A 17,624-nucleotide genomic window follows, 5' to 3' on the forward strand; every position below is an offset into this window, starting at 1 on the left:
GTGACCGCCGAGCAGCTGATCATCATCGGATCCGGCCCCGCAGGCTACACCGCGGCCATCTACGCCGCCCGCGCCGGACTGAAGCCACTGGTTCTGGCCGGATCGGTAACCGCCGGCGGCGCGCTGATGAACACCACCGAGGTCGAGAACTTCCCCGGCTTCCCCGGCGGGATCCAGGGCCCGGAGCTCATGGACGGCCTGCAGCAGCAGGCCGAAAGGTTCGGCGCGCAGGTGGTGTTCGACGACGTCACCGAGGTTCAGCTGACCGGGCACCTCAAGCGGGTGGTCACCGGCGCCGGCGACATCCACGAGGCACCCGCCGTCATCCTCGCCACCGGTTCGGCCTACAAGGAGCTCGGCCTGGCTGAGGAGAAGAAGTTCAGCGGCCACGGCGTCTCCTGGTGCGCCACCTGCGACGGATTCTTCTTCCGCGACCAGGACATCATCGTCGTCGGCGGCGGGGACTCCGCCATGGAGGAAGCCACCTTCCTGACGCGCTTCGGGAAGTCCGTGACCGTCGTGGTCCGCAAGGGCGAACTCCGGGCCTCCCGCATTATGGCCCAGCGGGCCAAGGACAACCCGAAGATCAGCTTCGCCTGGCACTCGGCCGTCAGCGCCATCCACGGCGACGGCAAGGTCACCGGTGTCACCCTCAAGGACACCCGCACCGGCGAAACCCGCGAACAGGCCGCCACGGGTATCTTCGTGGCGATCGGGCACGTGCCGCGCACCGAGCTGGTGGCCGGGCAGGTGGACCTGGACGCCGAGGGCTACATCAAGGTCGATTCGCCCACCACCGTCACCAACCTGACCGGAGTGTTCGCGTGCGGCGACGCCGTGGACCACCGCTACCGCCAGGCCATCACCGCCGCCGGCACCGGTTGCGCCGCGGCCCTGGACGCCGAACGCTACCTGGCCGCCCTGGACGACGCGGACAGCATCGCCACCGCCTTGGTGGAAGAACCCACCCACGCCTAAACCCGAACAGGGGAGGAGGTGAGCTGAATGAACACCGGATGCTGCGGAGACTCGGGCTGCTGCGACGACGATCAGGACTGCTGCTGACACCCCGGTGCCTGCCGGACCCACAAGGAACCGGCAGGCACCACCCACCATCACCAACGGATGAGAATGAGGACAGCATGGATACCACCAAGAACCTTCCCGTTGCCATAATCGGCGCCGGCCCCGTGGGCCTGGCCGCCGCGGCCCACCTGCTCGAGCGCGGCCTCGAGCCGCTAATCTTTGAGGCAGGCACGACGGCGGGCGCGGCCATTGAGCACTGGCGCCACATCCGGCTGTTCTCACCGTGGCAGTTCAACCTCGACGCCGCCGCCTTGCGCCTCCTGGAACGCACCGGCTGGGAATCGCCCCGTCCCACGGCCCTTCCCTACGGCGGGGAACTCATCGACAACTACCTCGCGCCGCTGGCCGCCCTTCCCGAGATCGCGACCCGGCTGCAGACCGGCGCCCGCGTGATCGCTGTGACCCGGCAGGGCCTGGACAAGACCCACGTCCGGGACCGCGGCACCACACCCTTCGTGGTCCGCGTCGAACATCAGGACGGCGAAACGCGTGACCACACCGTGGCTGCGGTCATCGACGCCTCGGGCACCTGGTCCCGGCGCAACCCGTTGGGCACCTCCGGCCTGGCCGCCATCGGCGAGGACGCCGCAGCGGACCGGATCTCCGCCCCGCTCCCGGACGTCACCGGCCGTGACCGCGCCTCATTCGCCGGCCGCCGTGTCCTGGTCGTCGGCGCCGGCCACTCCGCCGCCAACACCCTCATCAGTCTCGCCGACCTGGCCAAGGACGAACCGGACACCCGGATCCGGTGGGCGGTCCGCGGTGACTCCGCGGCGAAGGTTTACGGCGGTGGCGACGCCGACGGGCTTCCCGCCCGCGGCCAGCTCGGCGGCCGGGTCCGCCGCCTCGTGGAGGCCGGCAAAATCGAACTGCACACCAACTTCGGCATCGCTTCCCTCAAAGCACTGGATTCCGGCGTGACGGTCGAAGCGGTTGACGGCCGCACCCTGGACGCCGACGTCGTGGTGCCCTGCACCGGCTTCCGCCCGGACCTGGAGATCCTGCGCGAACTCCGCCTCAACCTTGACCCGGCCGTCGAAGCGCCGGTGGAACTCGGCCCGCTGATTGACCCGGAATTCCACTCCTGCGGCACCGTTCCGCCGCACGGCGCGAAGGTCCTGGCTCACCCGGACAAGGACTTCTACATCGTGGGCATGAAGTCGTACGGACGGGCGCCGACCTTCCTGCTGGCCACCGGCTACGAACAGGTCCGCTCCGTCGTGGCCGCCCTCGCCGGAGACCGTGAAGCCGCGGACACCGTCCACCTCGAACTCCCCGAGACCGGCGTCTGCTCCACCGACGCCGGCACCAGCTGCGACGTCCCCGCATCTGCCGCGGCCACGACAGACACGGTTGAGGCGGGATGCTGCGGCACACCGGAACCGGTGCTGGTCGGCTTCCCCACCGGCCTGACCCACGGCCGATCCGGCATCAGCTAGGAACCTCGCCAATCAAGCAATGGAGTGCTGCCATGACTGAACACCGTGAAACCAGCCTGGGTCTGCAGGACAACACCGAGCTTCTGCACCGCATCAGCGCCCGCCTCTCGGACCGTTTCGCCGGGATCTTCGCCGCCGAAACCGTCGAGCGCTACGTCTTCGAGTCCTACACAGCCCTGGCCCGGACAGCGAAGATCACCACCTACCTGCCCGCCACCACCGAACACTTCGCCAGCGACCGGCTGAACGCCCTGGCCAAATCCAAAGGGGCGGTCGACTCCGAGGTGCCCGAGGTCTTGTTCGTTTGCGTGCAGAACGCCGGACGGTCCCAAATGGCCGCCGCCCTGCTCACCGTCGAGGCCAAGGGCAGGATCCACGTCCGTTCCGCCGGCTCCCTGCCGGCATCCGCACTCGACCCCGCCGTCGTGACTGTAATGTCCGAGATGGGCCTGGACCTGTCCCTGAACTACCCAAAGCCGCTCACCGACGACGTCGTGCGCGCCTCGGACGTCGTGATCACGATGGGCTGCGGAGACTCCTGCCCTATCTATCCCGGAAAACGGTACGAGGACTGGGAACTGCCGGACCCGGCCGACCAGCCCCTCGAAACGGTCCGGGAGATCCGCGACCTGATTCACGACCGGGTCAAAACCTTGGTCGCCTCACTCACAAAGGAAACAACGCACTCATGACCCAGGAAACACCCGACGCCCACAAGACCCCCGCAGTGCTCTTCGTGTGCAGCAAGAACGGCGGCAAATCCCAGCTCGCCGCCGGCCTGATGAACCAGCTCGCCGGAGGGGCCGTCACCGTCTACTCCGCAGGCACCAAACCGGGCAAGTCCCTCAACCCGCAGGCCGTGGAGTCCCTGACCGAACTCGGCATCGACATCACGGGCGAACACCCCAAGCCCGTCACCGACGAGGTCCTGGACACCGTTGACGCCGTCATCATCCTGGGCACCGAAGCGAAGCTCGAACCGCACGAAGGCACCCGTTTCGAGGTATGGGAGACAGACGAGCCCTCCGAGCGCGGCATTGAAGGCATGGAACGCATGCGCCTGGTCCGGGACGACATCAAGGCCCGGGTCCAGAAGCTCCACGCGGAGCTGACCGGGAACTAGCATGCCCGCCCCCGCGGTAACCCGGTCACTGGTCGCGGAGGGTGCACCGCGCGGGGGCCTCGCCGCGCTGTGCTTCACCCAGACCACTGGGTGGGGCGTGCTCTACTACGCGCTGCTGGCGGCGGTCCGGCCCATCAGCGAGGACACCGGCTGGGACCCGGCCCTCGTGACCGGGGCGTTTTCGGCCGGACTGCTCGTCTCTGCCGTGGCGGGGATCGCCGTTGGCAGGATCCTAGACCGGACGGGCCCCCGCAATCTCATGATCCGGGGATCCGTGGTCGGCGTTCTGGCGTTGGTTTTGGTCGGTGTGGCGCCGAATCTGCCCATGTTCGCAGCGGCATGGCTGCTGGCCGGAACCGCGCAGGCCGCGGTGCTGTATCAGCCGGCGTTCACCGTGATCAGCCGCTGGTACGGCCCCGCCCGGGTCAGGCCGCTGACCATCCTGACCCTCGTCGCGGGATTCGCGTCCACGGTCTTCGCCCCGCTCACCGCGGCCCTGTGTGCCGCGTTCGGCTGGCGGGCCGCGTTCCTCGTACTGGCCGCAGTGATGGGCCTGATCACCGTTCCCCTGCACGCCCGCTACCTGAACCGCACCTGGGTGCCCAATATGCCCGGAGCCCCTGCGGCCGACGACAGGGAGGTGATGCGCTCGGTCCGGCGCAGCGGAGAATTCCGCGGCCTGCAGGCCGTCATGGTCCTGCTGTGCCTCGGCCTCTACACGGTGACGCTGAACATCATCCCCGTGCTGATGGAAAAAGGTGCCGATTACGCCACGGCCGCACTCGGCCTCGGACTCGTGGGAGCAGGGCAGGTCGGCGGCCGCCTGTTCTTCGCCGCCATCCCTTCCATGGCCCGGCTGCCGGTCATCACCGGCACGGCCACCGTCACGGTCCTGATGCTCGCCGCGTTGCCCGGACCTGTTCCGGTGCTGATCGCGGCCGGCGTGCTCGCCGGTGCAGTCCGCGGCTGCCAGACACTGTTGCAGGCCACCATCGTCGCCGACCGGTGGGGTGCAGGCGGCCTTGGCACCCTGCAAGGAACGTTCGCCGCACCGCTTACCGCCGTCACGGCCCTCGCCCCGGCGGCCGGACCCGCCATGGCAGCCTGGCTTGGCTCGTTCACATCCATGGCTTACGCCACGGCGGCCGCCACCTGGCTTGCTGCAGTCATCGCCGTGGTCACGCACCTCAGCAGAGGTTCCCGTGTCCACTGAACGATGGCCGGACGGACCGATTGTGCTCGGCGTCGGGTGGAAGTTTTCTAGCCGTCTGGCGGAGAGCACAGGTGCCTCACTGGTCGTTGCGGGCGCCCGCCGGCAAGGGCCCCTTGCCCGCGTGGACAGGCTTCTTGAAGGCTCCGTTTCTGCATCCCTGATCCGCCGCCAGCGACGACCCGTCCTCATTGTTCCCGGCCGCAGATGAAAGGGCTTCGACTCTATGAAACTGCGTTTTCCCTCTGGCCGGTCTGGCCGTTTTCCAGACTGCGCTGATCGGTGGCGCGTCTCTTGGGAGGTTGGCCTGGGGCGGAGGGCACGATGTGCTGCCGGCCGGACGTTGGTGAGCGAGAGTGTCACGTCAGTATCCATGTGGGTGCTGACAGCCTATTTCGCCCCCGGTGTGATCATGAACGGGATCTCCCGCAGCAAACCGGAGCGCCTCATCATGACGCCCACCGCGCTGGCTGAGCGGCGCTTTACCTGATCCTTGCGGTCGGCTGATTCCCGGCCTGTGTCTGCGTGGACCGGCTTTGCGACGCGCCTTCTCCGGCTCTCCATCCGTACTGTAAACTGCCGTCGACGCTTAGGCGAAGCCGGAAGGAGACCCGGATGGCACAGGCAGGCAAGCCGTGGACGCCCGGGGACCAGTGGTGGGTCAGGGACAACCTCCGCCACGCCATTGACCGTCTCGTGGAGCTGGGCTACACCGTGCGGGGCGGGCAGGGCGAAGACCCTGAACTCATCGATCCCGGCGGCTCGGCGGTGGAGACCTGGCGCGAGGACTACCCGTACGACGAGCGGATGTCGCGGGAGGAATACGAGCTCGAGAAATACCGCCTGCAGGTCGAACTACTGAAGTTCCAGTACTGGGGCCAGGACCACGGTCTCAAGAACGTGATCGTTTTCGAAGGCCGCGACGCTGCTGGCAAAGGCGGGACGATAAAGCGCTTCACCGAACACCTGGATCCCCGCTCGGCCCGGACCGTGGCCCTTAGCAAGCCGTCGGACCGTGAACAGGGCCAATGGTACTTCCAGCGCTACATCCAGCACCTGCCCACTGCCGGTGAAATCGTGATGTTCGACCGCTCCTGGTACAACCGGGGGAACGTGGAACGGGTCATGGGCTTCTGCACCGACGAGGAGTATCGCACCTTCATGGAGCAGGCGCCGGTTTTTGAGAAGATGCTGGTGGACTCCGGAATCCACCTGAACAAGTTCTGGTTCTCAGTGACCCGCCACGAGCAGCGCACCCGCTTTGCAATCCGCCAGATCGATCCGGTGCGGCGCTGGAAGCTTTCGCCCGTGGACCTCGCCTCCCTGGACCGGTGGGAGGCCTACACGGAAGCCAAGGAGGAGACGTTTCTGCGTACAGATACAGATCACGCGCCCTGGATCACCATCAAGTCCAACGACAAGAAACGGGGACGAATCAACGCCATCCGATTCTTCCTCAATCAATTCGATTACGACGAAAAGAATACCTCCGTGGTTCACGACGCTGACCCGCTCATCGTGCGCCGCGGCCGCGAAGCCGTCGGAGACTGAACCCCATCCGGCCAGGTGGAGTTGACCCTGCCGGCGGCAATGTCATCGGCGCAGACTACGGCGTCGAGCACGATGCCCCTCGCGCACCGACCCCTGCGGCGCTGCCCCCGGCGGTGCTGCCGCCGTCGTGCGCTACGGTCCATCCCCGCCCCGCCAGGAGCGGCTCCGCGACGTCGCGGGGGAATCCGGTGGAGAGCGCAACCTTGACTCCGCGGCCCTGCATTTCGCGGACGGCGTCTTCGACGCCGGAGAGCGCCGCCGCGTTCGATCAGGGCGGTGATGGCTTCGACCTTGTCTAATGTCCCAGGGTGCCGGTCTGATACTGTGTGCTACACCTTTCCGTAGCACAGTCCCTGTGCCGGCACGCCTGCACAGGAGGCATTCCATGGCTGAAATCTTGTCGCACTTTTCGGGTGAGAGGCGCTTTGACCCCACCCACACCCGCATCGGTTTCTCAACGCGCCACGCAATGGTGACCAAAGTGCGCGGAGCGTTCAACGACGTTGAGGGCGCCATTCATGTCAATGCCGAAAACCCTGAGCAGTCGTCGGCACGGATGACCATCAAGGTGGCCAGCATTGACACTCGCAATGCGGACCGCGACCAGCACCTGCGTACTAACGAATTCTTTGACGCACCGCAGTTTCCGGAGATCACGTTCTCCAGCAACCGGGTGGACCAAGTCGACGACGGCCACTTCATCGTTGGCGGTGACGTCACCATCCGCGGAGTCACCAAGGACATCGCCATCCCGCTGGACTTCATCGGCGTCGAACGTGACCCCATGGGTAACCTCCGGGCGGGCTTTGAAGGCTCACGCCGGATTGACCGGCAGGACTTCGGTCTTACATGGAATGCGGCTCTTGACTCCGGCGGGGTCCTTATCTCGGAAAAGATCACCCTTGAATTCGAAATCTCCGCCGTGAAAGTCGAAGAACCGGCGGCCTGACACCCACCGAGCTATTTCCTGGCGGTTAACAACGGGTGGCTTGTGAAAAGTGAAACATCCGACGGCAGTTTCGGGGGGCGGCGCTGGACCCTGGCGGGGTGTGGCCCGTGTGTTGCGCACATCTCCGGGCTGGAGGGGTGTGTGAAGGTCTTCCTCGTCGGTTCGGGTGCTTGTATGCTGTGGATCGGAGAGCCGGGAAGCCTGGTCGGCCCGTGGGCAATGCCTGCGGAACGCCCTCGGCGACCGCCTCGGGTGTTCGCGTGATGACCTGAGGAGCGGCCGGCTCATGAATGCAGCAACACAACCTGTCATCGAGACCCTGGGCCTTGTTAAGGACTTCGGCAGGACACGGGCACTGGGCGGCCTGAACCTGAGCGTTGCCGCCGGGGAAATCCACGGTTTTCTGGGCCCCAACGGTGCGGGGAAATCCACGACCCTGAGGGTTCTTCTGGGGCTGATCCGCCCCACCGCAGGCACTGCGCGGGTGTTCGGGCTGGATCCCTGGGCCGACCCGGTCGCCACGCACCGGGACATCGCCTACGTCCCGGGGGATGTGAGTCTGTGGCCGAACCTTTCCGGCGGGGAAGTCATCGATCTGCTCACCGGCCTGCGTGGCGGCGCCGACGGGAATCTGCGCCGGCAGCTCATCGAGGAGTTTGAGTTCGATCCGCGGAAGAAGGCCCGGACCTACTCGAAAGGCAACCGGCAGAAGGTCGCCCTCATCGCCGCGTTCGCCCGCCCGGCACGCCTGTATCTGCTGGATGAGCCCAGCGCCGGCCTGGACCCGGTGATGGATGCCGTGTTCCGCCGCCACATCGAACGGGTCAGCAGGGGCGGGGCGACCGTTCTGCTCTCCAGCCACATTCTCAGCGAGGTCGAACAGCTCTGTGACCGGATCACTATCATCCGGTCCGGTGCCGCGGTCGAGACCGGGACCCTGGGTGAACTCCGGCACCTGAAACGCACGCATTTCCGGGTCACCGGGCTGGCCGAGCCGGCGCGCCTGGCGGCGCTGCCCGGGACGCACGGGATCAGCATTGACGGCGCCGCTGCCGAGTTCGACGCCGACGCCGCGGATCTCGGTGCTGTCCTGGCCGGGATCGCCGAGCCGGGGATCAGCGGACTCAGCGTCGCACCGCCGTCGCTGGAGTCCTTGTTCCTGCGCCACTACAGTGACGGCAGCGGGGTGAAGTGATGCCCGGTGTGGTGCGGCTGGCATTGTTCCAGGCCCGCAGGGACCGGGTGACGCTGCAGGTCTGGATCCTCGGTATCACGCTGCTCGGCTTTGCGACCTCCAGCGCCGTTGTCACGCAATTTGGTGACGAGCCCGCGCAGGAAGCGATCCTGACCCTGGCAGCTTCGAACCCGGCGTTTCTTTTCATGCGCGGACTGCCCGACGGCACAGGTGTCGGGGCGGTCGTGTTCTTCCAGGGCTTTGCGTTCACCGCGGTCCTGGCAGGTCTGATGAGCACGTTCCTGGTGGTGCGGCACACCCGCACCGATGAAGAACTCGGACGGGCCGAACTTCTCGGCTCGGCGCCCCTGCCGCGGGCGGCATCCCTGGCGGCGACGCTGCTGTTGGGCGCGGCCGCGAACGTGCTCCTGGCCGTGTTTGTTGCCGCCGGTTTCGTCGCGGCCGGGCTGGAAGTTCCCGGTGCCGCGGGGGCCGGTGCCGCCGTCGGTGCTGTCGGTGTGTTCTTTCTGGGCCTTGCCGCGGCCGTCGCCCAGGTCCTGCCCTCAGGCCGGAGCGCGAACGGTGCGGCTGCGGGCTTGGTGGGGGCGGCGTATCTGCTCCGGGGTGTCGGGGACGCGCTGGGGACCCCGGCGGCGGATCTGCTGCACGTGGACAGTGCGTGGCCCTCGCTCCTGTCGCCCATCGGCTGGGGCCAGCGGGTACGGCCGTTCACCGGCCCGGACCTGTCCGCGCTGCTGGTCCTTCTCGCTGCCGCGCTGGGCCTGGCAACTGCTGCAGTGTTGGTCCGGCAACGGCGGGATGTGGGCGCCAGCCTCCTGCCCCAGCGCGAGGGCAGGGAGCGGGCCGGAATCGGGGGCACATCGTTCGTGGGCCTGGCCTGGCGCCTGCAGCGCTCCACCCTGGCCGGATGGTGCGTCGGGGCAGCCGTGTTGGGAGCCGTGGCCGGCGCTCTTGGCCCTCTGGTTTCCGAGACGGTCTCCAGTGTGGCGCCGCTGCGGGACCTGATTTCCCGGCTCGTGCCGGGTGGCCAGACCGGACTCATTGACGTGTTCGTCACGGCGCTGCTCGGTGTGGCCGGGGTGTTCGCGGCGGCTGCAGGCATTCAGGCGGTGCTGCGGATGCGCGCGGAAGAGGCCGAGGGCAGGGCCGAGCTGCTCCTGGCCGCTCCGCTATCCCGGGGCCGGTGGCTCGGCGCGAACCTGTTTATCGCGGCTCTTTCGGCGGTCGTTGTTTCCGGAACGGCCGGCGTCTCTGCCGCCATCGGTCTGGGACTTTCGGGCACCACCAACGGACCTGCCGGGTCTGTGGTGCCGGCAGCGCTGGCGCATGTTCCCGCTGCCTTCGTGTTCCTGGCGGCGGCCTCTGTGGTCTTCGCGTTTGCACCGCGGCTCAGTGTTGTGCTCGGTTGGGGGATGCTTGCGGCCGGACTTGTTCTGGGCGAATTCGGGGAGCTCTTCGGGCTGCCGGTGTGGCTGCAGGACGTGAGCCCGTTCCGGCATTCCTCGGCCATGCCCGTCGAGCCCTTCGACCCGGCCGGGGCGCTGGGCCTGGCCGTCATCGCGGCGGCTTTGGCCGGCCTGGCCACGTACGTGATCCAGCGGCGGGACCTGACCGCGTGAAATTCATCGTGTGAGCAATTCCCGCCGCCGGATCAAAGGCACCGGGGATGGTGTCCGCGTAGTCCTCAGCGTGGGCGAAAGCGACACCGGCATCCTGGCGTGAGGCGGTCCCACCATGCAGTGCGCCAAAACCCGATGCTGTGGAAGAGACCCATTCCGGTATCCGTCGGTGGGCGGCCCGGTGCAGGAGTCGAGGGCTGGCAGCGCTGCCGTTACCTCGGCGAGCAGTTTCCGGGAACGGACTGAACCGGGGCCGCTGTTGGCGGGGTGGTCCGATTGATTCAGTCGGCAAGTGCTTCGGTAAGCCGCACCGTACCCCCTGTGCGCATGCCCCTTCACTCTTCTGAAAGGCCCGTAGGGGCAGCGGTATCGTTCTGCCAGAGTCCGACCACGTTGCCTTCGCTGTCCCGGAAATACGCGTTCCAGCCAGAACCCGGAACCGCCATCCTGCCTCGTACTGTCTCGCCCCCCTGACGCGCTATCTGCTCCAGCGCGGCGTCGATGTCCTCGACCGAGATGGTGACCACTGGTGCCTGGAGCATGTCTCCGCGGCGGAAGATTCCGCCGTTGATGGAGCCGGGTTCTGCTGGCTCACCCTGGTCGTTCATTGGCGCGGTCATTGCCAGGCTGTACTCCATCTCCGGTATCACCTGAAATTTCCAGCCGAAGATCGAATTGTAGAACTTCCTCGCGCGATCTTCGTCGTCCGCGGGGATCTCAAAATGTACTACTCCACTCATTGCATTCACCCACAGGTTTGAAGGGCTGCCTTGGCGCACTGCTGCTTTCTCGGTTCTAGTCTTCATCTTCAGGCAATGGGCCAAACCACCCGTGTCTGCCACTTCGTTGGATCAGGCTCTGTCGCCGGATCGCTCAGATAGTACTCCCACATCGTGTCTGATGGAGTGAAGCCTTCCGCCTTCATGTGTTCCTGGATGATCCCGTACGTTTTTTGGAGAGTGTCGTAGGGGCCGATGTGCAAGGCTTCAAAAGCCTCGGCTTCCGGGAGGGAGCCCTTTGCCACTCCTCCCGTCTCCAGAAAATTGGCGTTCACAGGAAATCCGGCCTCGACGTCCACGGTTCGTGTGGGCATTCCCCGGTAGAGAGCAAAAGGCGGCCCGGCCAGTTGAACGTTCTGCACCTGTGCCGCAGCCATCACGGTGCCAAAAGCCCGGCCGAAAAATTCCGTCAGGCCATCCATCGGAATTCTTTCGTGGACGACGGCCGTCGGCTGTTCAACCGTGTGGACCATTCTGGGTTGTGGATTGGTGTCACTCATGACACCAGCCTCCGCTGCGGGCGCTGCCTCCGACAGGGCCGAACGTCCCTTGGGATTCCGGCCGCCTTCGTGTGCAGAAGCCTCGGAATGAGGTAAATGTTGAGTTTTGCGTATTGGAGGGCTAGTACTTCTTGTCCTTTATGCGCCGGACCGGGGTTATTACCGTCGGGCACGGCAAATGTGTCAGGACCGAGTGGGCCGTGGAACCGAGCAGTAGTCTTTTGAACCCGCCCCGTCCGCGGCTGCCAACCACAAGCATTTGAGCTTCAGCTGCCGCTTGCACCAGAGCCGCCGCAGGTTCCATATCGCTTTCCAGGACTTTGCGCACCACAAGGTCCGGGTAATCCTCGCTGAGGCCGGAGATTGTTTCAGACAGCACAATCTGCTCTTCCTCCACCATCAGCTGGGCTAGATTCTCTCCGAGAAGGCCACCGTTCACCCATCTGGGCGCCTGGAAGGCGTAGACCACTGTCAGCTCCTGGCCCTCCCGGTCTGCCTCGGCGGCAGCGAACGCTACGGCCTGGGTGGATTCCTCGGACCCGTCCACACCCACAACCACACCCCGCCGGCCTTCGATCGGTTGGTCTCCGATGACCGCGACTGGGCACTTCGCCGCGGCGGCGACCTGAAGTGCCCGGTCGGTCAGTGAACCACCCAAATGGGCGGCGCCGGACCCAACCACAAGCATTGACACCTTGGTGGAATACTTGCCCAGCGAGCCGGCAACGCCGCCTTCCAAGATCTTGGTGGTGACCTCCACCGGAACTGTGCCTCTTACCCGCCCGGCAGCGGTTTCCAACAGTTCTTCGCCTTTATCGAGCAGCATTCCGGTCCAAGGCGTGGGTTCTATCACCCAGCGGTCGTCAACAACGTACAGAATCATCAGCGGCAGGCCGACGTCGGCAGCTCGCCGGGCAGCCCACGTCACCGCCGCGCGGCTCTGGGAAGAATCATTAGTAGCGACGGCGATCGGCTTAGACGTACTCACAGCGGGTCCTTCCCTTGAGCTTTCTCGGGGCTATGAACAACCAGGACGGGGCAGTGCGCGTGAGCGACACAGGCTGAGCTGACGGAGCCAAGAAGCAGGCCGCCGAATCCTCCGTGGCCGCGCCTTCCAACCACGATCATGTCCGCATGGCGGCTGGCGTCGATGAGTGAGTCCCGGGGGTGTCCTCGGATGACGCGGGGAACGATGTTCGGTGGAGTGTCTTGCCCGAAGGCCTGTTCCAGGGCCTGATTGAGAACCGTTCTGACCCGTTCCTCGAAATGGTCTATGCCCATTGCCACGTAGCCGGCGTAGACCTGCGGGTCATCCCAGTAGGCGGTGGCCAGCACCCTGGCCCCGAGAGGGACAGCCAGCCGCTGGGCCTGCCGAAGAGCTTCCACAGAGGCCTCCGATCCGTCCACACCCACCACTAACGTGGGATCGTGTGTCGCTGACTGCTCCATAACGGATTCCTTTGGACGGGTTTGCTGCCTCTCCAGCCTGCGGTGTCAAAAGGCGGACCTGTAGGGCCAAAGGTCACCCGCCGGGGCCGGGGCCGTCCTGGCCACTATCCGCCGCGCGCCTCCCGCCAAGGGGGAGGCGCGTGGCCGGGAGCAATTGGCTATTAGGGGTACAAGTGCCCTTCACAACCGAATCGATCATTGGGATGGTGCCTGTGGCTCTCCTGTGGAGCGCAATCGTGACTTGAGATGCTGCAATGGAAAGGATGAGGTCATGGGGCGTTTGGACGGCAAAGTGGCTCTGATCAGCGGCGGGGCCCGGGGCATCGGCGCGGCGATCGTCGCGCGGTTCGTGGATGAAGGGGCGAAGGCCGTCGTCGGTGATGTCCTGGACGCCGAGGGGGAGCAACTCGTGGCGCAGCTCGGCGACAACGTCCGTTTTGTCCATTTGGACGTCACGAAGCCGGCCGACTGGGACCGGGCGGTTAGCGAGGCGGTGACCGCGTTCGCCAGCCTGAGTGTACTGGTCAATAATGCCGGAATTGTGAACTTCGGGCGGATCGATGAATACGGCCATGATGAGTGGTCGCGGATTATCGATGTGAACCTGACGGGGGTCTTTAACGGCATCAAAGCCGCAGCCCCCTCCTTGGCCCTTGCCGGCGCGGCCTCCATCATCAACATCTCCTCGATCGCTGGTCTGCGCGGGTACAAACAGCTCGCCGGGTACACGGCGTCGAAGTTCGGGGTAAGGGGTCTGACTAAGAGCGCTGCATTGGATCTTGGAGGATCCGGAACCCGGGTCAACTCGGTGCACCCAGGAGTGATCCAGACACCAATGACTGAAGGCATGACATTCGACACGGACCATGTTCCGATGCGCAGGATCGGCCAGCCGACAGAGGTAGCGGATCTGGTCGTCTACCTGGCAGGAGATGAGTCCTCGTTTGTCACCGGTGCCGAATTCGTCATCGATGGTGGCGAAACCGCCGGTGTGACGACCCCCACCCCGGCCTCAGATGACGGTCATTGAAGATCCTGTGGACAAGCTGGCTGATAGCCTGAGGAAAAGAGACAGCTATTGGCTGTCCCTCCATTAGAGGGGTTCTGCGTGATTCCTTCCAGAGACGTAGCCCGTTGATCGAAACCACCGCCTGGCACTTGCGCGCGGCCGCGGACGCCTTGGCTGCCTTTGGGGTGGAGCCGGCAGCGGGTCTGGATTCTGCAGAGGCCCTGCGCAGGCTGGAGACGGACGGGCCCAACGAGCTCCGTGCCGCCCCGCCGGTGCCGATCTGGCGGAAGATCCTGGCCCAGTTTCAGGATCCGCTGATCTATCTGCTGCTGGTGGCCATCGCCATCTCCTTTGGTGCCTGGGCGGTTGAAGGCGCGACGGGTGTGCCTATCGATGCGGTGGTCATCTTGGCGGTCGTCCTGCTCAACGCGGTACTCGGATTCGCTCAGGTGAACAAGGCGGAGAACGCCGTCGCCGCTTTGCAGTCGATGACAGCCGCAGTTTCCACGGTGTGGCGCGATGGTGAGCTCAAGACGGTCCCCGCCGCCGAGTTGGTCCGCGGTGACATCCTGGTGCTGGGCGAGGGGGACGCCGTCGGGGCCGATGCCCGGCTGATCACGGCCAGTGTCTTGCGCGTATCGGAAGCCCCGCTGACCGGTGAGAGTGAAGCGGTCATTAAGGATCCGGGGACTTTGGGCGGGGATGTGCCGCTTGGGGACCGCCTGAACATGGTCTTCAAGGGCACGGCCGTCGTCCAGGGTCGCGGCCGAGCGGTCGTCACCGGGACGGCCATGAACACCGAAGTGGGCGCCATCGCTGGCATGCTCGAACGGACCGAGGCCGAGCCCACACCGCTCCAGAAGGAAATCGCTGGGGTTAGCAGGCTGCTGGGCGTCACGGTGATAGGCATCGCCGTTGTGGTGATGGCGACCATTGTGCTCGTCAACGAAGTTTCTTCGCTGCAGGATCTGGTGACCGTGCTTCTTCTGGGCGTCTCGCTCGCGGTCGCCGCGGTGCCCGAGGGGCTCCCGGCCATCCTGTCGGTCGTGTTGGCCATCGGTGTCCAGCGGATGGCCAGCCGCAATGCCGTGGTGAAGGGACTCCACTCGGTGGAAACTCTAGGCTCAGCTTCTGTCATCGCCTCGGACAAGACCGGAACGTTGACGAGGAACGAGATGACGATCGGCCGGATCGTGACCGCATCGGGGCAGATCGAGCTTACCGGCGTCGGATACCGGCCCGAGGGCCAGGCCTTTCAGGGAAACCGGGTAGCCAGCGACCCGGTGGTACTTCACGAGGTCCGCATGGTTTTGGCGGGCGGCTCATTCGTCAATGATGCGCAGCTGACCGAACACAACGGTCAGTGGCAGATCCAGGGCGATCCCACGGAAGCTGCATTCCTGGTTGCTGCCCGAAAGCTGGAGGGTGTTACCGAACGCGTCGGGGAGTTCGAACGGCAGGGCGAGGTCCCGTTCACGTCAGAACGGAAGCTGATGTCAGCGCTCGCGCGCCACAAGGAGTTCGACGAACTCGCCCTTGTTACCAAGGGGGCGCCGGATGTCCTCCTGGGGCGCTGTACCCGGATGCAGGTGGGGGCGGACATCGTCCCGCTGGACGGGCCGCTGCGCGAGAAGGCATTGGCAGACGTCGAAACGCTGTCGGCGCAGGCTTTCCGGACCCTGGGCGTGGCCTATCGCCCGTACGGGGAGCGCGACCGTCACGAAACGGACGTGCTCGACGAAGAGGACGAAAACGCCCTTGTCTATCTCGGCGTCGCCGGCCTCATTGACCCGCCCCGCGCCGAAGCGGCGGCTGCCGTGGCGGCGGCCCGTCGTGCGGGCATCCGCGTGGCGATGATCACCGGCGACCACCCCGTCACAGCCGCCCGGATTGCCACTGATCTGGGCATTTGCGAACCGGGGGAGAAAGCAGTGACCGGAGCCCAGCTTGATGAACTCGACGACGCGGGGCTGCGTGCCGTCACCGGCTCCACGTCCGTCTACGCGCGTGTGTCCCCGCGCAACAAGCTCCAAATCATTGATGCGCTGCAGGCGCAAGGCAACGTCGTTGCCATGACAGGGGACGGCGTCAACGACGCCCCGGCCCTGAAGTCCGCCGACATCGGTATTGCCATGGGCATCACCGGAACCGCAGTGACCAAGGAAGCTTCGAAGATGATTCTCGGCGACGACAACTTCGCCACTATTGTCTCAGCGGTGCGTCAGGGCCGGGTCATCTTTGACAACATCAAAAAATGCCTGCGCTATCTACTTTCGTCGAATATGGGGGAGGTCTTCACAGTCTTCCTCGGCGTGGTCTTCGCCAGCACCATGGGTCTGGCAGGAGCAAGCGGCGAGGCTGTGGCGCTGCCGCTGCTGGCCACCCAGATTCTGTGGATCAACCTCGTCACCGATTCCGGACCCGCGCTGGCGATGGGAGTGGACCCGGAAATAGATAATGTGATGGACCGCCCGCCGCGGAAAATGACCGACCGCATCCTCGGGAGGCGGATGTGGGCCGGCATCCTGGCTGTCGGCCTGGTCATGGGTATCGCGACCCTGCTCACCATCGACATCTTCCTGCCCGGCGGCCTCGTCCACGGCCGCGACTCCCTGGACGTGGCCCGGACTGCCGGCTTCACCACTCTGGTGTTCGCGCAGCTGTTCAACGCTTTTAGCTCACGTTCAGATCTAAACAGCGCCTTCCATCGGCTGTTCGTCAACAAGTGGTTGTGGGGCTCCGTCCTGCTCGCGGCTGCACTTCAGATCGCTGTGGTGGAAGTCCCGCTGCTGCAGCGGGCCTTTGGGACCGTGTCCCTGGACGCCGCACACTGGGCTGTCTGCATCGGTATGGCATCCACTGTGTTGTGGTTCGACGAACTCCGCAAACTGTTCTACAGGTCAGCCCGGCGGAAGAAAACCGGCGTTCTACCTCGGGGATGAGCGGCTGATCATGCGGGTTTGCTTCCCTATGCAGGCCCAGGAACGGTAGGGGTAGCTGGCCGATGAACCTGTTTCTCTCGATGCTTGCCGGTCTTCAGGGTGCGATTCTTCTGATTGCCGCCAACCGTCAGCGGTCGCGCTCTTCTAAGTGAAACGTGGCTGACGAGGCACAGCCGCGACATGGGGCCCGCGCGGACCGGGACCTCGGACTCTACCCCTCAGCCAACGCCGCCGCGAGAATCGGAGTACTGGATGTCGGAGGCGAAAGGCGCCCGTCATGATGTGGGATTACGGACAAGGCATGGTTTGGATGTGGCTCTGGGGCATCCTGCTGCTCACAGGGATCGCGATTCTGGTGCTGCTGATGGTCCGGATATTTGGCGCCGGTGCCCACGGCGGCTACGCCCCTCCGGGCTCCCAGGTGCATGGCGGCACGCCCACGGGAAGAAGCAGGGCACGTCAGATCCTCGATGAGCGCTTTGCTGCGGGCGAGCTGACCGCGGAGCAGTATCGCGAACAACTCGGGGTCCTCGGTCAGGGGCCGTAGTGCGGCCGATCAGCCGCCGCCAGGCCCTGCTGCTGGGGGGCGTGGGAGTCGCGGCGACGGCGGCCGGCGCCGCCGGGATGATCTGGACCCTGACCTCCCCTTCCGGGCCGGTCACCGGAGGCGAGCTGACCCAGCCGCAGGAGGAGCGGAGCGCAGACAGGCTGCTGCAGGTCCGGCTCGAAGCCGCACCCGGACAGATACTGCTGGCCGGGAAGCAAGCAGCCGC

The 17,624-nt window shown here is 65.6% G+C and carries 18 protein-coding genes and 2 pseudogenes; 16 read left to right on the forward strand and 4 right to left on the reverse strand.

Annotation, left to right across the window (positions count from 1 at the left end; translation table 11 throughout):
- From trxB to CXQ91_RS22530, 11 genes are all read left to right on the forward strand, one after another.
- The gene (gene trxB / locus CXQ91_RS22475) at nt 1-978 is read left to right on the forward strand and encodes a thioredoxin-disulfide reductase (protein WP_104176103.1); all 978 of its coding nucleotides are present in this window, start codon (nt 1-3) and stop codon (nt 976-978) included.
- 164 nt (nt 979-1,142) lie between these two features.
- Nucleotides 1,143-2,525 (forward strand): FAD-dependent oxidoreductase, encoded by a 1,383-nt coding sequence (locus CXQ91_RS22480; RefSeq protein ID WP_104176084.1) that lies wholly within the window; start codon nt 1,143-1,145, stop codon nt 2,523-2,525.
- Nucleotides 2,526-2,557: 32 nt separating this feature from the next.
- Nucleotides 2,558-3,217, forward strand: a complete 660-nt coding sequence (locus CXQ91_RS22485; RefSeq protein ID WP_104176085.1) for an arsenate reductase ArsC — start codon at nt 2,558-2,560, stop codon at nt 3,215-3,217.
- Complete coding sequence (locus CXQ91_RS22490) at nt 3,214-3,648, forward strand: low molecular weight phosphatase family protein (RefSeq protein ID WP_104176086.1); 435 nt, start codon at nt 3,214-3,216, stop codon at nt 3,646-3,648. Before CXQ91_RS22485 ends, CXQ91_RS22490 begins: the two co-directional genes overlap by 4 nt.
- A 1-nt stretch (nt 3,649) precedes the next feature.
- Entirely contained in the window at nt 3,650-4,861 is a 1,212-nt protein-coding gene (locus CXQ91_RS22495; protein WP_104176087.1) for an MFS transporter, read from the forward strand.
- Nucleotides 4,862-4,883: 22 nt separating this feature from the next.
- Nucleotides 4,884-5,069, forward strand: a complete 186-nt coding sequence (locus CXQ91_RS25860) for a universal stress protein (protein ID WP_374953702.1) — start codon at nt 4,884-4,886, stop codon at nt 5,067-5,069.
- 135 nt (nt 5,070-5,204) lie between these two features.
- Entirely contained in the window at nt 5,205-5,348 is a 144-nt protein-coding gene (locus CXQ91_RS25550) for a hypothetical protein (protein ID WP_258074227.1), read from the forward strand.
- Between the two features lie 125 nt (nt 5,349-5,473).
- On the forward strand, nt 5,474-6,409 hold the full coding sequence (gene ppk2 / locus CXQ91_RS22510) for a polyphosphate kinase 2 (protein ID WP_104176089.1): 936 nt from the start codon (nt 5,474-5,476) through the stop codon (nt 6,407-6,409).
- A 385-nt stretch (nt 6,410-6,794) separates the two neighbouring features.
- Entirely contained in the window at nt 6,795-7,358 is a 564-nt protein-coding gene (locus CXQ91_RS22520; RefSeq protein ID WP_104176090.1) for a YceI family protein, read from the forward strand.
- Between the two features lie 286 nt (nt 7,359-7,644).
- Nucleotides 7,645-8,553 (forward strand): ABC transporter ATP-binding protein, encoded by a 909-nt coding sequence (locus CXQ91_RS22525; RefSeq protein WP_104176091.1) that lies wholly within the window; start codon nt 7,645-7,647, stop codon nt 8,551-8,553.
- Nucleotides 8,553-10,172 (forward strand): ABC transporter permease, encoded by a 1,620-nt coding sequence (locus CXQ91_RS22530; protein WP_104176092.1) that lies wholly within the window; start codon nt 8,553-8,555, stop codon nt 10,170-10,172. The genes CXQ91_RS22525 and CXQ91_RS22530 overlap by 1 nt, the downstream gene beginning before the upstream one ends.
- 335 nt (nt 10,173-10,507) lie before the next feature.
- On the opposite strand, the gene CXQ91_RS22535 is transcribed toward CXQ91_RS22530, so the two are convergent.
- The 4 genes from CXQ91_RS22535 to CXQ91_RS22550 form a co-directional block, all read right to left on the reverse strand.
- Nucleotides 10,508-10,978: a VOC family protein gene (locus CXQ91_RS22535; RefSeq protein ID WP_308471428.1), complete on the reverse strand. Its 471-nt coding sequence runs from the start codon at nt 10,976-10,978 to the stop codon at nt 10,508-10,510.
- 2 nt (nt 10,979-10,980) lie between these two features.
- A complete protein-coding gene (locus CXQ91_RS22540; RefSeq protein ID WP_104176094.1) occupies nt 10,981-11,451 on the reverse strand; it encodes a GyrI-like domain-containing protein in 471 nt (156 codons plus the stop codon).
- 121 nt (nt 11,452-11,572) lie between these two features.
- Complete coding sequence (locus CXQ91_RS22545) at nt 11,573-12,439, reverse strand: universal stress protein (RefSeq protein ID WP_104176095.1); 867 nt, start codon at nt 12,437-12,439, stop codon at nt 11,573-11,575.
- Nucleotides 12,436-12,900 carry a universal stress protein gene (locus tag CXQ91_RS22550; RefSeq protein WP_104176096.1) on the reverse strand — a complete coding sequence of 155 codons (465 nt, stop codon included), beginning with the start codon at nt 12,898-12,900 and terminating at the stop codon, nt 12,436-12,438. Before CXQ91_RS22550 ends, CXQ91_RS22545 begins: the two co-directional genes overlap by 4 nt.
- 271 nt (nt 12,901-13,171) lie before the next feature.
- Here CXQ91_RS22550 and CXQ91_RS22555 point away from each other — a divergent pair, with 271 nt between their 5' ends.
- From CXQ91_RS22555 to CXQ91_RS22575, 5 genes and pseudogenes are all read left to right on the forward strand, one after another.
- A complete protein-coding gene (locus tag CXQ91_RS22555; protein WP_104176097.1) occupies nt 13,172-13,930 on the forward strand; it encodes an SDR family oxidoreductase in 759 nt (252 codons plus the stop codon).
- Between the two features lie 104 nt (nt 13,931-14,034).
- On the forward strand, nt 14,035-16,851 hold the full coding sequence (locus CXQ91_RS22560) for a cation-translocating P-type ATPase (RefSeq protein ID WP_104176098.1): 2,817 nt from the start codon (nt 14,035-14,037) through the stop codon (nt 16,849-16,851).
- A gap of 62 nt (nt 16,852-16,913) precedes the next feature.
- Nucleotides 16,914-16,982, forward strand: a pseudogene (locus CXQ91_RS25555) (DUF1003 domain-containing protein); the annotation flags it as partial.
- A gap of 146 nt (nt 16,983-17,128) precedes the next feature.
- Nucleotides 17,129-17,398: an SHOCT domain-containing protein gene (locus CXQ91_RS22570; protein WP_104176099.1), complete on the forward strand. Its 270-nt coding sequence runs from the start codon at nt 17,129-17,131 to the stop codon at nt 17,396-17,398.
- Nucleotides 17,398-17,624 (forward strand): annotated as a pseudogene (locus CXQ91_RS22575) (multicopper oxidase family protein); the annotation flags it as partial. The gene CXQ91_RS22570 and the pseudogene CXQ91_RS22575, both read left to right, overlap by 1 nt.

This window comes from Arthrobacter sp. Y81, assembly GCF_002929335.1.
GTDB lineage: Bacteria > Actinomycetota > Actinomycetes > Actinomycetales > Micrococcaceae > Arthrobacter.